The sequence below is a fragment of the Duganella sp. genome (assembly GCF_039595735.1).
Taxonomy (GTDB): domain Bacteria; phylum Pseudomonadota; class Gammaproteobacteria; order Burkholderiales; family Burkholderiaceae_D; genus Rugamonas.
Window position 1 is genome coordinate 1 of the sequence record NZ_JBCNLB010000027.1, and the last position, 13,742, is coordinate 13,742.

The window sequence follows — 13,742 nt, forward strand, 5'->3', positions numbered from 1 at the left end:
TATCTGACCCACGGGCTCAATGGCCCAGACTCTGATCGGCATCTCCCTGCCTGACCACTTCTGCACCTTGATTATCCAAGGGTGACGCGGCATGTTCAATATACGAGCTCTGACATTCGGACACGCAGGCACCACTTTTGAGAAATATCAACGCGTTTCTCTAATTATTGGTGCAGAAAAATAGCAATTTGCGTTACGGATGGGTCCGAACGATCTGAACTCGTCGTCTTGATATGCATCAAATGTTGATTGCGACTGTCCGAATGTCAGAGCTGACCCCGAATTGGGCTAGGTGTATTCGACGCAGCCGTCGTGGCGGCAGAAGCTCAACAGTTTGATGCCGGCTTCGGTGGCGATGTCGATCGCAAGGGTGCTGGGTGCGGAGATGGTCGCCAGCATGGGGATGTTCATGCGCGCCGCTTTGCGTACCAGCTCGTAGCTGGCGCGGCTGGACATGAAGACGAAGCCCCGCCGCATGTCGACGCTTGCCAGCGCCAGGTGGCCGATCAGTTTATCGAGGGCGTTGTGGCGGCCCACGTCTTCGCATACTTTTACTACGGCGCCGTCGGCGCTGCACCACGCCGCCGCGTGCACGCCGCCAGTGGCACGCTGCAGTTCCTGATACTGCCCCAGTTCTGACGCCGCGCGGGCGATGGCTGGCTGCACTGCCCCCGGCAGCGGCGCCGCGTCGATGCGTTGCGGCTGCAGGTCCAGCAGCGCAAGGCTTTCGATGCCGCATACGCCGCAACCGCTGCGCCCCGCCATCGAACGGCGCTGCTGCTTGAGCTGCACGAAATCTTCGGTCGCGATGGTGACTTCGATCTCAAAGCTGCGCGCATGCTCGCGCACTTCGATATCAAAGACGTCGGCGGCGCGCGCCACCAGTCCTTCGGTCAGCGCAAAGCCCATGGCAAACGGTTGCAAGTCACGCGGTGTGACCATCATGACGGCATGCGAGATGCCATTGAATACCAGCGCTACCGGCATTTCTTCGATAACGCGGTCGATGGTGCGAGCGGCATCGGCACCGCGATGGCGTATTACCTGGCGCTCCTGATAACCAGCCTTGCCCGACTCCAGTTCCAACTTCATCACAGCCCCGCAGATTAAGCACAACGCCTTATTCTACACGGGGCCGGGCATGCGCGTTCAAGCCGCCTGCAGTTCGCCGACGCCGTAGTGGCGGGCGTAGCGCGCGTCCAGATTCGCCAGCGGCATCAGCAGGAACAGATCGGCACTTTCGAAATCCGGATCCCACGCCGGTTCGCCGCAGATCCACGCGCCCGAGCGCATATAGCCTTTCAACAGCGCCGGCACTTGCGGCTTCTGCGCCGCTTCCAGTTTCGAGAACGGGAACGGCAGGTGCGGGGTTACGCGGTATTCGATCGGCGCCAGGTTTTTTGCCGCCAGTTGCTGATACACGGCGACCGCATTGTGACCGCCATCGGCCAGCGAGATGCTGGCGCAGCCGACCAGGAACTCGGCGTTCTCGCGGCGCATGTATTCGGCCAGGCCGGACCACAGCAGCATGATGACGCTGCCGCCACGGTAGTCTGGGTGGATGCAGGCGCGGCCCGCTTCCACGATGCGGCCACGGATGTTGTTCAGGCGGCCCAGATCAAACTCGCCTTCCGAGTACAGGCGGCCCAGTTTGCGGGCGCGGGTGGCGTTCAGCAGGCGGTAGGTGCCAACCACCATCAGGCTGTCCGCATCGCGCACGATCAGGTGATCGCAGTGCTCGTCAAATTCGTCGCTATCCAGGCCGTCGGTGTTTTGCAGCGCGCTCAGGCCCATGGACTCGATGAATACCTTGTAGCGCAGGCGCTGCACTTCGCGCAGTTCTTCCGGCGTGCTTGCCATACTGAGTACCAGCTTGCCAGACGCTGCCCGGACGTCCGCTTGTATGATCGAGGTTTGCATGCTTCATCCCTTTATTGTGGAAGACGAAGCAAGCGTAACCAGCGAATACTTCAGGAAAATGACAGTGAAATGTCATTTTCGTGACATGTTGTTTTTAAATCAGGCCTTTTTAGGACGGCCAGTCTTCAGCTGCGGCAGGCTGGCCAGCACTTTTTTCAGGGTGGCCAGGTCGATTTGCGAGATCAGGGCGACACCAACGCGCAGCAGCTCGCTCTTTTTCACTTCGAAGCCGGCCTTCAGGGCGGTTTTCTTCACCTGGCCCAGCACCGCATATTCGGCTTCCGGCATGGTGAAGCTGTCGCGGACCAGTTTTTCCTTCGGCGCTTTGACTTTGGCTTCCACCGGGGCGGCTTTTGGCGCAGCTTTTTGGGCGGTCTTCGGCTTGGCAGCGGCTTTCGGCGCGGCCTTTGGTGCCGCCTTAGGCGCAGCTTTCGGCGCGGCCGGCCTGGCGGCAGCAGTGGCGCGGCTGGCTGGTTTGGCGGCAGCTTTCGGCGCCGCTTTGGCGACGGCTTTCGGCGCTGCCTTTACGACTGGTTTTGCGGCTGCCGGCTTGGCGGCGGTCTTGGTTGCGGTGGTTTTCGGGGCTGCTTTGGTGGCCATACTCACTCCAGTTTAATCAACAATATAAACAGTATATATCATTTTAGCTGAGCAGCTACGCGGGTAAACAATTGATCTGGATTAACCGGCTTGCGCAAAAAGTCGGCCGCCCCCACGCTGCGCCCCAATGCCTCGTCCTCCTGCTGGCTTTTCGCGGTCAGGAACACCACCGGAATCGCGGCGCTGGCCGGATCAGCCTTGAGCCGGCGGCAGGTCTCGATGCCATCCACGTCCGGCATCATGATGTCGAGCAGGATCAGGTCCACCTTGGACGAGGCCACGATCTGCAGCGCCGTGGCGCCGCTGGTGGCCACCTTGGTGTTGTACTTGTCCTTCAACAGCGTGGACAACAAGGTGATGTTGTCCGGCGTGTCGTCAACGATCAAAACGGTCGGGCGATTGGTGTTGCTCATCATGTCTCCTGTCTTCTTATGGTTTCGGCCAGCAGCTTGCCGGCCGCCTGAAATTCATATTGTTCCATGTGGTGCCTGAGCCGCCCCATCTCGGCCTGCGACAGCACGGTGGCCAGGCCGCCCTGGGCGCGTTCAAAGTAATCCATGCTCTCGCCGCTGAATTCCGCCAGCAGCGCCGCCAGATCCAGCATCGCCTGCCGCGCATCGGCCCCGTCCGCGGCCGATTCCGGCAAGGGCGGCACCGGCGGGATCACCTTCATCGACATGCCCAGCCAGCGCGACAACACGCTGTACAGGCGTTGCGGGTCGATCGGCTTGGTGATGTAGTCCTGCATGCCCTCTTCCAGGCAGCGCGCCCGCATGCCGGCCAGCGCGTTGGAGGTCACGGCAATGATCGGCAATTCGCTGAAGCGGCTGTCGATGCGCAGCAGGCGGGTGGCCTCGTGACCGTCCATTTCCGGCATGCCCAGATCCATCAGCACCAGATCGTAGGCGCGCGGGCCGGCCTCGATCAGGCGCGCCACCGCGTCGCGGCCATTGCCCACCACTTCCACGTCCAGTCCTTGCAATTCAAGCAGCGCGCGCGTCACGTCCTGGTTATCGGCGCTGTCCTCGGCCAGCAGTACGCGTGCGGTGCGCCGCGGCGAGGCGTCCAGCTTCAAGTCGCCCACCGGCGCCTGCTGCGTGCTGGCCTGCTGCGCCAGCGCCGCCTGGTCGGACAAGGCAAACGGCAGATCAAACTCGAAGGTGGAGCCATGATCCACTTCGCTCTCCACCTCGATATTCCCACCCATCAGCCGCACCAGCTGCTGCGAGATCGACAGCCCCAGCCCGGTGCCGCCATACTGGCGCGTGGTCGAGCCATTGGCCTGGCTGAAGGCGCGGAACAGGCGCGATTTCTGCTGCGGCGTCATGCCGATGCCGGTGTCGCTTACGGTGAAGCGCAGCGTCACCTTGTCGTCGCGCCGGCCGCGCAGCGCGCAACGCAATTCCAGCTTGCCCTCCAGCGTGAACTTGACGGCGTTGTTCACCAGGTTGATCAACACTTGTCCCAGCCGCAGCGGGTCGCCCACCAGGTAGCGCGGCACGTCCGGCGCCACGTCGATGACATAGGTCAGGTGTTTGTCGGCCGCGCGCTGCGCCGTCACGCTGTTGACGTTGGCCAGCACGTCTTCCAGCGAGAACGGGATCGACTCCACCTCCAGCCGTCCGGCCTCGATCTTGGAGAAGTCCAGGATGTCGTTGATGATGCCCAGCAGCGTCAGCGCCGCGCGGTGGATCTTGCTGATGTAATCGTGCTGCCTGGCGGTCAGCTCGGTGCGCAGCGCCAGGTAGGCCATGCCGATCACGGCGCTCATCGGCGTGCGGATTTCGTGGCTCATATTGGCCAGGAATTCGGACTTGGCGACATTGGCCGCTTCCGCCATTACATTGGCGTTCACCAGCTTTTGCTCGCGCTCGCGGCGGTCGCTGATGTCGCGGATGAAGGCGCAGAACTCAAAGCTGTCGCGCTCCTCCATCTTTACCTGCGTGATCGCCAGCTCGATCGGGAATTCCTCGCCATTGCGGCGCAAGGCGTACACCTCGATGCGGGTATCGAGCACGCCGCTGCTGCCGCCGGTCAGGTAACGCTGCATGCCGCGCTTGTGGTCATAGCGGAAGCGCGGCGGAATGATGGTCTTGTCCAGTTCCAGCCCCAGCGCTTCCTCGCGCGTCCAGCCGAAGATGGTCTCGGCCTGCTTGTTCCAGCCGACGATGCGCCCTTCCACATCCATGCGCACCACCGCATCCAGCGCGGTGTCGACAATGGCCTGCAGCTTGGCCTGGCTGTCGCGCGCCATCTGCATGCTGCGCGTCAGTTCCGCCGTGCGGGCGCTGATGCGCTGCTCCAGTTCCGCATTCAGGTCGCGCAGCTCGCGCTCGGCGTCGCGCAGCCGCGTCAGCGTATCGCGGAAGCGCAGCACGGCGTCGGACAGACGCCCCACCTGGTCGTCCCGCCCCACGCCGGACAGCTTGATATCGGTCTCGCCGCGCGTCAGCTTTTCCAGTCCGATGCGGATGTCGGCAAACGGCCGCGCCGCGCGCCGGCCAACGATAAAGATCGACAGCACGATGCCCAGCGCCAGCAGCAGGTTGGCCGCCACCGTGTTGACGATCTGCCGCTGCAGATCGCGGTCCATCTGCTGACGCGAATACGCCAGGTCGATCGAGCCGACCGGGTAGTTGCGGCGCGCGTCGCTGAACTGGATTTCGCGCCGCACGTGGATCGACGACACCGGCTCCTTCATGGGTGACACATAACTGGCCAACTCGGCGCCGTTCGGCCCCAGCACGCGCAGCACCAGCACCTCCGGCGTGGCGCCGGAAGCGTCGACCACGCTGGACACCGCCGCGCTGTTGATGTCGAACAGCGGCCGTGCCAGCGCCTGCGACAGCACCGCCGCCAGCCGCTCGGCGCGCTCGCGCAGATTCTGTTCGGCCTCGCTGCGCAAGGTGCGCATCACATAGGTGGTGTAGATGGCGGTGGAAATCGCCACCGCGAGGAAGATGCCAAAGCCCAGCCGCAGCAGGATATTGCGCCGCCACGCCAGCCGCACTTGCGATAGCGGTCCGCCGCCGTCGGCCGGCCGCTTGCCTGGCGCGTTAATGGCGCACTCCTTCGGCCTGCGCCAGCTTCTTGTAGGCTGCGCTGTTGCGCGCCTTTTCCACTTCGCTCCAGATGCCGGCCGCCAGTTGCGGCCTGGAGGCCAGCAGCGCGTGCGACAGGATCAGGAAGTACGGTTTTTCGATGAGGGGGATCGGCAGTTGCTCCAGCTGCGGCCCGAGCGGGCCGCGCATCAAGCCGGCGGCGTCGCTGCCGCCCATCGCCGCCGCGGCCAGACGGCCGGCGATCAGCTTGCGCGCCAGTTCATCGGCGCGTTGGCTGCCTTCGTCCACTTCCAGGTTCTGCGCGCGCAGCACATCGCCCACCGAGTAGCCCAGCTGGAAGCCGACGGCGCCATCCAGGTTACTGAAATGCTTGCCATCCCATTCCACCTTGCTGCCCTTGCGGCGCAGGACCACATAGGTATCGGTGTGCATACGCTTGCTGGCGTCGATGTTGTCGCCGCCCGGATATTCGCCCAGCTCGCGCCGGTCCGGTTTGTAGCTGACGGCAAACGCGCCATCAACGGCATTGGCCTTCAACTGCGCCAGGCAGCGCTTCCACGGAATGCTCTGGAAATCGAAACGGATGCCGAGCCGCTGCTCGACGATTTTCAGCAGCTCGAAATTCAGGCCGCCGCCCTTTTCGGTGCGCCACGGCCGCACGTCCTGCGCCTCGTAGCACAGGGTGACGGTTTCCCTGGGCGCGGCGGCGGCAGGCAGCGACAGAACGAGCGCTATGCTCGCGCAAAAGCATGTCGTCCTGTTTCGCATGATGGTTTCCTCTTCAACTGGTCCGGATAGCGAAGTCTACACCGACTTCATCCCACTGCTCCTGCTCCTTCTCCAGCCAGTAGGACAGCGTTGGATGCTCGGCCACCCATTCGCGCCGGATTTCCAGCTCGATGCGGCTCTTGAAGCGCAGCTTGATCTGGGTGAAGTCGATATCGATCCGCGAGTGCATGAACAGCACCGCCAGCCGCAGCGCCACGATGGCCTTGGCAAAATCCGGCTCGCCCAGCACCTCGGCCACCTTGCGCAGATTGCCCTTGTGGGCCACGATCAGGCGGCTCATGAGGCGCTGCTCGCGGGCCGTGAAGCCCGGCAGGTCGGCGTTTTCGATAATGTAGGCGGCGTGCTTGTGGTAGCCGGTGTGCGAGACCACCATGCCCATTTCGTGCAGCAGCGCGCTCCAGTACAGGTGGCGGCTGTACTGGTCGGAGCTGGGCTTGGTCTGGGCGTACAGCGCCAGCGCATCGTCGGCCACGCGGTTGGCGCGGCGCTCATCGACGTGGAAGCGCTGCACGCAGGCCTGCACCGATTGTTCGCGGCGGTCACGCTTGGTGGAGCGCAGGTGCAAGTCCCACATCACGCCCATGCGCAGGCCCGCTTCGATCGGCACCACCACCGGGATATCCAGCTCACGCACCAGGCCTATCAGGATCGCCAGCCCGCCGATGATGGTCGAGGCGCGGTCCGGCTTCAGGCCCGGCATGTCGATCTTGCTGACGTGGCCAAATTCGATGAAGCGCTGCTTGAGCGCCTCCAGCGACTGCGCGTTGACCTCGCGCCCCAGGCCGTTCTTGACGATGATGTCGGCAATCGTGCGCGCGGTGCCGGAGGAACCGTAGCACTGTTTCCAGAACTGCGGATGGTAAGGCGGCGCCGCATCCTCGAAATGGCTGCGCGCCGACAGCACCGCCGCCTCAAACGACGGCCCGTCCACCCGCCCGCCGATGAAGAACGACAGGCTTTGCTTGACCGTGCCGACGCTGAACGATTCTACCTTTTCAATCTCCTGCCCGCGCCCCAGTATCAGTTCGGTGGAGCCGCCGCCGATGTCGATCACCAGCCGGCGCTCGCCGGGCAGCGCCACCGCGTGCGCCACGCCCATGTAGATCAGGCGGCCCTCTTCCTCGCCGGAGATGATCTCGATCGGGTAGCCGATGGCCAGTTCGGCCTCCGGCAGGAAGGCGTTGGCATTGCGCGCCACCCGCATGGCGGAGGTGGCGACCACGCGCACCGCGTCCAGCTTGTAGGCCGCCAGCACGGTGCGGAAGTTTTTCAGGCAATTCAGGGCCGACTGCATGGCGGCCGGGGTCAGGTTGCCGTCCTTGTCCAGCCCTGCCGCCAGCCGGATCGGCTCGCGCACCGATTTGAGGACGCGAATCGCCTCGCCATCATGCTTGCCGATGTGGAGGCGGAAACTGTTGGAACCTAAATCTACTGCTGCATACATATCTCGAAGGCTCCGCGCTAAATCAAACAAATCAAACTAAACGATTTATACCATTATAAGCACGATAAGCTCAATTTGTGACAGCTTGATGACTCAGCTCCACCACGCGGTTGCGGCCGCCCTGCTTGGCCGCCTGCAGCGCCTCGTCGGCGCGCTTGAACAGGCTGACGCTGCTGTCCTCGGCGCGGATCACGGTCACGCCCAGGCTGGCCGTCATGTTGATGATGGCTTTTTCAGCCTTGACCGGCAGCGCCGCCACCGCATTGCGGATGCGCTCGGCCACCATGGTGGCGTCTTCCAGCGAGGTGCGCGGCAGCAGGATGGCAAACTCGGCGCCGCCCAGGCGGCCCATCTGGTCGGAATCACGCAGCTGTTTCTTGCACACGTCCACCATGGCTTTCAGCACCATGTCGCCGGCCGGATGGCCGTAACTGTCGTTGACGCGCTTGAACTGGTCCAGGTTGAGGATGATCAGCGCGGTCGGCATGCCGGGACGGCGCGCCAGCGCGATCCAGGGCGTCAGCGCCTGGTAAAAGCCGCGCCGGTTGGGCACGTCGGTCAGCGGATCGACCACTTCCAGCCGCGCCAGCTCGGCCTCGGCCTGCTCGCGCGCCAGCAACAGGTAGCCGAAGGCGTTGCCCAACATCATGAGATACAAGGCGCCGATGCCGACGCCCTGCACCATCAGCGTGCTGACGCCGTTGACGCCTTCCGGCAACAGCGACCACAGGCCGCGCGCCGCCACGGCCGCGCTCAGCGCCAGCATCAGCACCACCAGGTAGCGCCGCAGCGGCGTGCCGTTGCGCCAGCCGCGTCCCAGCGCGGCGGCGCCGGCCAGGAAGAAGAATGCCGCCGCCAGCGAGGCGATCGCGATGCGGCCGCCGGCCGGCGCCTGCAGCAGCCAGGCGCCCACGTACATGCCGATCGCCGCGCCCAGCGCCGGCAGCAGGTGCGAGCGCCACACGCGCCGTCCGGCCTGCTCCCACAGGGCGGCCGCGTCCAGCGCAAAGCCGGCAAACAGCACCGCGTTGGCAAATGGAATGGTCAGGAAATCCGGCAGGACGCCGCGGAAATACAACAAGCTCCAGGCCACGGCCTGGCACTGCTTGGCCCAGGCCCAGGTGGCGTGGACGCGCCCGGCCTGGCCGTTGCGGCGCGCCTCCTGCGCAAAAAAGAACAGCGCCGCGCACAGGCTGAAGTTGCCCAGCGCCAGCGCCAACTGCAAGGTTTTTATATCCATGACCGCAGCCGGGGTCAGACCTCGTGTTCCACGTTGGTGCTGCCGTCGCCCATTTTGCTGGACCAGGCTTGCACGAAGAAGGCCTTTTCATCCTCGGTCGGGCTGTCGTGCCAGAATACGATCAGGGTGCCCTTGTGGTCGTGCAGCTGGCTGACTTTTTCAATAAAGCTCTGCTTGCCGGCCAGGTCAGCCAGCGCCGCCACGTAGCCGTAGACCCGGGTCAGGCGCTCCAGGCGGTCCGGCTCGGTGAAGCTGTTGGTGGCGGTAAGCGTAGGGTGGTCTAAAAACATCGTATCTCTCTCCAAGATGGCCGCCGGAGGGGCTGGCCTGTGCTAACGCCATGCTACTATGATTCCCTAGGTAAATCCACAATACAACACAACTTGACGCCTCCCACGCCCCGCCCGCAAGTCCGCACGCACGGCAACAAGCGCCTGCTGGAGTTCCAGCCCGGCATGGTGCAAAGCGAGATGCGCCTGTCGCGCCCGGACGACCTGGTGCTCAGCTACGCGCGCGCCATGATGTGCTTTGTGCTGTTTCACCCACAGCCGGAGCACATAGTCATGGTCGGGCTGGGCGGCGGCTCGCTGGCCAAGTTCTGCTACCGCTATTTGCCGCAGTGCCGCATCACCGTGCTGGAGCTGAATCCGGACGTGATCGCCCTGCGCGAGCAATTTGCCATCCCGCGCGACAATGCCCGCTTCCGCGTGATCCAGGCCGATGCGGTCGAGTACATGGCCCGGCTGGACAATAGTGCCGATGTGCTGCTGGTGGACGGCTTTGACGCCGACGGCTTGCCGCCGGCGCTGGGCAGCGCCAGCTTCTACGCCGATTGCCGCCGTGCTCTGCGCCCCGGCGGCGTGATGGTGACCAATATCTTCAGCTACGATCCGCACTACGGTGCCATGCTGCGCCGCCTGCGCCAGACCTTCCAGGGCCGCATCTGCTGGTTCCGCGGGATTGCCGGCAACAACCGCATCCTGTTCGCGGTCAAGGGCGGCGGCGCCTCGCCAGCGCTGGCCATGCAGCAGAAGGTCGCGCGTACCCACGGCCTGGCGCTGCCGCTGCTCAACCGCCTGCTGGCGCACTGGATTGTGCTGAAAATGCGCTGGCTCTGACGTCATGCCGGCGCAGGCCGGCATCCATGGAACGCATGCGTCCCGTCTGCGCGGGCGCTCTACGGGTTCCGGCCTGCGCCGGAACGACGGGGCGTGGTTATTTGGCACGTTCTCTGTCGTCACAGCATGTTTTGTGACACACTAGCAGCATCCCTGCGGCCCCAGTACCCGCCCGCGCCATGCCAATCTTCCCGTCGGAAAGGGCGTCATGTCGTCACCCCGCAAGTCATCCCGGATCTCGCTGGCGGCCACCCTGACGCTGCTGACCGGCGTTGCTGTCACCGGCTTGCTGTTCGTGGCTGTCAGCGCGCTGGAATACAGCAAGATGGAACTGAGCTTCCAGCAGCGCGGCCACATGCGCGCGGCCGCCATCCGCCGTGGCATGGACGATACGCTGGAGCTGGTCACCATCATCAACACCCTGTTCAAGTCGGTGGGCGTGGTCGACCGCGAACAATTTGCCGCCTTCACCCGGCCGCTGCTGGAACGTTATCCGTTTGTGCAAGCTTTCAATTTCCAGCGCGTGATGGACGGCCCCACCGCGCGCCGGCATGCGGCTGAAACGCAGAAACAACACCCGGACTACCGCCTGCACGACGCCAACCGCCAGCCGCTGGGCAGCCGCGCCCAGCACATCATCGTGGATTATCTGGAGCCGCTGGAAGGCAACGAGGCCGCCCTGGGGCTGGACGTGGCCTCCCTGCCCGCCATGGCCCACAGCATTGGCGAGGCGGTGGACAATGCCCAGCCGCGCACCACCGAGCTGTTGCGGCTGGAGCAGGAAAGCGCGGACCAGAAGGGTTTCGTGCTGATGATGCCGGTCTATCGACCGGGCGCCGAACTGAGCACCGTGGCGCAGCGGCGCGCGGCCTGGGTCGGCAATACCAGCGCGGTGATACGCTCTGCCGAGCTGATCCAGAAGATCCTGCTGGCGGCCGACCTGCTGGACGACCGTGAACTGCTGGTCCAGGTCTACATCGGCGACGACATTCGCCCGGCCAACCTGGTCTACAGCCGCGGCCAGCAAACCGACGAGCCGCCGGCGCCGCTGCCGCTGCAACGCTGGCTGGCGTTCGATTATCGCCAGCCCTACACCCGCACCTTCAGCGCGGCGGGCAAATCGTGGCACGTGCAGGTGACGCCGCTGCCGCGCCCGTTCCTGCCGCACCACCTGGGTTCGCTGTCGACCCTGGTCGGCGGCCTGCTGTTCTCGCTGCTCACCGCCGCCTTCGTCAATTCGCTGGCGCGCCGTTCGGTGCGGGTACAGCGCCTGGTCGACGAGCGCACCGTGGCGCTCAAGGCCAGCCACGACAAGCTGGCCGAGGACGTGGCCGCCCGCAAGCGCACCGAGGAAGCGCTGCAGGAAAGCGAACACCGCTTCCGCCGCCTGCTGGCCCTGTCGTCGGACTGGTACTGGGAGCAGGATGAGCAATTCCGCTTCACCAACATCACCGGCGGCTTTTTCGACAAGGGCAAGCAGGACCCCAAGGCCTTCCTGGGCCGGACCCGCTGGGAACTGCACCCGGCCATGTGGGACAACCGCTGGGGCCGCGACCACCGCGCCACGCTGGAAGCCCACCTGCCCTTCACCAACCTGGAATATTCCCTGCCCGGCACCGACGGCCAGATCCACTGGTTCAGCACCAGCGGCGAACCGGTGTTCGACCGCGAAGGCAAGTTCAAAGGCTATCGCGGCACCGGCACCGAGATTACCGAGCGCAAACAGGCCGAACAGCGCATCCAGCACATCGCCCATCATGATGTGCTGACCGGCCTGCCCAACCGCGTGCTGCTGCAGGACCGGCTGGCGCAGGCGGTGGCGTTTGCCAACCGCAGCGGCAAGCCGCTGTGGGTGATGTTGATCGACCTCGACCGCTTTAAGTTCGTCAACGACAGCCTCGGCCACAAGGCCGGCGACCAGCTGCTGAAAACCGTGGCCCGGCGCCTGCAGGACAGCGTGCGCGAAAGCGACACGGTGGCACGGCTGTCGGGCGACGAGTTTGTCGCCATCCTGCGCGAGTACCCGGAAGAGGCCTCGCACGACATCGCCCAGCGCATCATGCGCGCCGTGACCCAGCCGGCCATGCTGGAGGGCAAGGAATTCTTTGTCACCTGCTCGATCGGGGTGGCGGTGTACGGCGCCGATGGCACCTCGGCCCAGCGCCTGATCGAACACGCCGACATTGCCATGTACCGCGCCAAGAAGCTGGGCCGCAACAATACCCAGTTCTACGAACCGGCCATGAACGAGGAGGCGCGCGAGCGGCTGCGCATCGAAAGCGCGCTGCGCAATGCGCTGGAGCGGCAGGAATTCGTGCTGCACTACCAGCCGCAGGTGGATTTGCAGAGCGGCCGCGTGGTCGGCATGGAGGCGCTGCTGCGCTGGCAACATCCGGAACTGGGCATGGTGGCGCCGCACCGCTTCATCGGCCTGGCCGAGGAAACCGGGCTGATTGTCGAGATCGGCGCCTGGGTGCTGCAGACGGCCTGCGCCCAGGCCCGCAGCTGGATCGACGACGGCCATGGCATGCTGCGCATCGCGGTCAACCTGTCGCCGCGCCAGTTCAGCGAGCCGCAACTGCTGAGCTCGATCACGCAGGTGCTGCAGGACACCGGCCTGCCGCCCGCCTGCCTGGACATCGAACTGACCGAAGGCCTGTTCATGCACGATGTGGCGCAGGCAGTGGAGTTGCTGCACAAGCTGAAGGCACTGGGCCTGGCGCTATCGATCGACGACTTCGGCACCGGCTATTCCAGCTTCTCCTATTTGCGGCACTTCCCGATTGACGTGCTGAAGATCGACCGTTCCTTCGTCAGCGACATCAGCGAAGCAGACGAGGCGGCCATTGTGGTGTCGATCATCGCGCTGGCGCACAACCTCAAGCTGCGCGTGATTGCCGAAGGCGTGGAAACCGCAAGCCAGGTCGACTACCTGCGCCGCCACGGCTGTGACGAAATCCAGGGCTATTACTTCAGCCCGCCGCTGCCGGCTGCGGACTTTGAACAGCTGCTAAAGCAGGGACGGGATCTGCAAACAACGGGGGCGCAGGCTTGACCCTGGGTTTGCGCTTGCGCGGCTTGGGCGCCAGCATGGTGCCGGTGCAGTTGGCGGCGCCGCAGCGGCAGGCAAACGCCTTCTTGATGGCCGGCGTGTGGCGGCCTTCGTAAATCAGCGGATATGAATAGCTGAGTTCCTCATCCTGTTTGATGTCATACAGAGCGTAGATGAAGATGCGGCCATCCTCTTCCTCGATGGCTTCGCAGTTCGGCTCGCAGGAATGGTTGATGAAGCGCGCCTCGTTGCCATGATCGCCGCCGTCGATGACGTTGCCGTTGGCCAGGCTGAAGAAGAAGGTATGGTTATGCGGGCCGCCCTGGATCTCGGCGCGGATCTGCGCTTCGTCCCAGGTGATTTCGCGGCCGGCGTATTCGATGATGCGCTCGCCGGGGGCGATATCGCGCTGCGCGAACACGCCATTGCCGTGCACCGAAGAGCGTTCGACGCGATATGCGGGTTGGTCTTGCTGAGTTTCTGGCTGGCTGGACATGGCTATCGAAAAGATCAACGA

General features: G+C 64.4%; 12 protein-coding genes. 2 read left to right on the forward strand and 10 right to left on the reverse strand.

Annotated features, from left to right (window positions below; all coding sequences use genetic code 11):
- Window positions 1–288: 288 nt before the first annotated feature.
- The 9 genes from fdhD to ABDW57_RS26460 form a co-directional block, all read right to left on the reverse strand.
- A complete protein-coding gene (gene fdhD, locus ABDW57_RS26420; RefSeq protein ID WP_343733120.1) occupies window positions 289–1,092 on the reverse strand; it encodes a formate dehydrogenase accessory sulfurtransferase FdhD in 804 nt (267 codons plus the stop codon).
- Window positions 1,093–1,149: 57 nt separating this feature from the next.
- Window positions 1,150–1,920 (reverse strand): GNAT family N-acyltransferase, encoded by a 771-nt coding sequence (locus tag ABDW57_RS26425; RefSeq protein WP_343733121.1) that lies wholly within the window; start codon window positions 1,918–1,920, stop codon window positions 1,150–1,152.
- A 99-nt stretch (window positions 1,921–2,019) separates the two neighbouring features.
- On the reverse strand, window positions 2,020–2,520 hold the full coding sequence (locus ABDW57_RS26430; RefSeq protein WP_343733122.1) for a hypothetical protein: 501 nt from the start codon (window positions 2,518–2,520) through the stop codon (window positions 2,020–2,022).
- A 38-nt stretch (window positions 2,521–2,558) separates the two neighbouring features.
- Window positions 2,559–2,936 (reverse strand): response regulator, encoded by a 378-nt coding sequence (locus ABDW57_RS26435; RefSeq protein WP_343733123.1) that lies wholly within the window; start codon window positions 2,934–2,936, stop codon window positions 2,559–2,561.
- Entirely contained in the window at window positions 2,933–5,530 is a 2,598-nt protein-coding gene (locus tag ABDW57_RS26440; RefSeq protein ID WP_343733124.1) for an ATP-binding protein, read from the reverse strand. Before ABDW57_RS26440 ends, ABDW57_RS26435 begins: the two co-directional genes overlap by 4 nt.
- 46 nt (window positions 5,531–5,576) lie before the next feature.
- Complete coding sequence (locus ABDW57_RS26445) at window positions 5,577–6,350, reverse strand: transporter substrate-binding domain-containing protein (protein ID WP_343733125.1); 774 nt, start codon at window positions 6,348–6,350, stop codon at window positions 5,577–5,579.
- A gap of 13 nt (window positions 6,351–6,363) precedes the next feature.
- Window positions 6,364–7,815, reverse strand: coding sequence for a Ppx/GppA phosphatase family protein (locus tag ABDW57_RS26450; protein ID WP_343733126.1), 1,452 nt, complete (start codon window positions 7,813–7,815; stop codon window positions 6,364–6,366).
- 70 nt (window positions 7,816–7,885) lie between these two features.
- Window positions 7,886–9,055, reverse strand: a complete 1,170-nt coding sequence (locus ABDW57_RS26455) for a GGDEF domain-containing protein (protein ID WP_343733127.1) — start codon at window positions 9,053–9,055, stop codon at window positions 7,886–7,888.
- A 14-nt stretch (window positions 9,056–9,069) separates the two neighbouring features.
- Complete coding sequence (locus tag ABDW57_RS26460; protein WP_176647357.1) at window positions 9,070–9,345, reverse strand: hypothetical protein; 276 nt, start codon at window positions 9,343–9,345, stop codon at window positions 9,070–9,072.
- 165 nt (window positions 9,346–9,510) lie between these two features.
- On the opposite strand from ABDW57_RS26460, the gene ABDW57_RS26465 reads away from it, so the two are divergent.
- Complete coding sequence (locus tag ABDW57_RS26465; RefSeq protein ID WP_343733147.1) at window positions 9,511–10,173, forward strand: fused MFS/spermidine synthase; 663 nt, start codon at window positions 9,511–9,513, stop codon at window positions 10,171–10,173.
- Between the two features lie 208 nt (window positions 10,174–10,381).
- Window positions 10,382–13,228 (forward strand): EAL domain-containing protein, encoded by a 2,847-nt coding sequence (locus tag ABDW57_RS26470; protein WP_343733128.1) that lies wholly within the window; start codon window positions 10,382–10,384, stop codon window positions 13,226–13,228.
- Here the strand turns inward: ABDW57_RS26470 and ABDW57_RS26475 are convergent.
- Window positions 13,146–13,721 (reverse strand): SET domain-containing protein-lysine N-methyltransferase, encoded by a 576-nt coding sequence (locus ABDW57_RS26475; protein WP_343733129.1) that lies wholly within the window; start codon window positions 13,719–13,721, stop codon window positions 13,146–13,148. The genes ABDW57_RS26470 and ABDW57_RS26475 overlap by 83 nt on opposite strands.
- Window positions 13,722–13,742: the final 21 nt, after the last annotated feature.

Excerpts from the sequence above, each read along its gene's own strand:
- fdhD (WP_343733120.1), bottom strand. The coding sequence starts at position 1,092 with ATGAAGTTGGAACTGGAGTCGGGCAAGGCTGGTTATCAGGAGCGCCAG.
- ABDW57_RS26445 (WP_343733125.1), bottom strand. The coding sequence starts at position 6,350 with ATGCGAAACAGGACGACATGCTTTTGCGCGAGCATAGCGCTCGTTCTG.
- ABDW57_RS26475 (WP_343733129.1), bottom strand. The coding sequence starts at position 13,721 with ATGTCCAGCCAGCCAGAAACTCAGCAAGACCAACCCGCATATCGCGTC.
- ABDW57_RS26455 (WP_343733127.1), bottom strand. The coding sequence starts at position 9,055 with ATGGATATAAAAACCTTGCAGTTGGCGCTGGCGCTGGGCAACTTCAGC.
- ABDW57_RS26470 (WP_343733128.1), top strand. The coding sequence starts at position 10,382 with ATGTCGTCACCCCGCAAGTCATCCCGGATCTCGCTGGCGGCCACCCTG.
- ABDW57_RS26435 (WP_343733123.1), bottom strand. The coding sequence starts at position 2,936 with ATGATGAGCAACACCAATCGCCCGACCGTTTTGATCGTTGACGACACG.
- ABDW57_RS26425 (WP_343733121.1), bottom strand. The coding sequence starts at position 1,920 with ATGCAAACCTCGATCATACAAGCGGACGTCCGGGCAGCGTCTGGCAAG.
- ABDW57_RS26430 (WP_343733122.1), bottom strand. The coding sequence starts at position 2,520 with ATGGCCACCAAAGCAGCCCCGAAAACCACCGCAACCAAGACCGCCGCC.
- ABDW57_RS26465 (WP_343733147.1), top strand. The coding sequence starts at position 9,511 with ATGGTGCAAAGCGAGATGCGCCTGTCGCGCCCGGACGACCTGGTGCTC.
- ABDW57_RS26460 (WP_176647357.1), bottom strand. The coding sequence starts at position 9,345 with ATGTTTTTAGACCACCCTACGCTTACCGCCACCAACAGCTTCACCGAG.
- ABDW57_RS26450 (WP_343733126.1), bottom strand. The coding sequence starts at position 7,815 with ATGTATGCAGCAGTAGATTTAGGTTCCAACAGTTTCCGCCTCCACATC.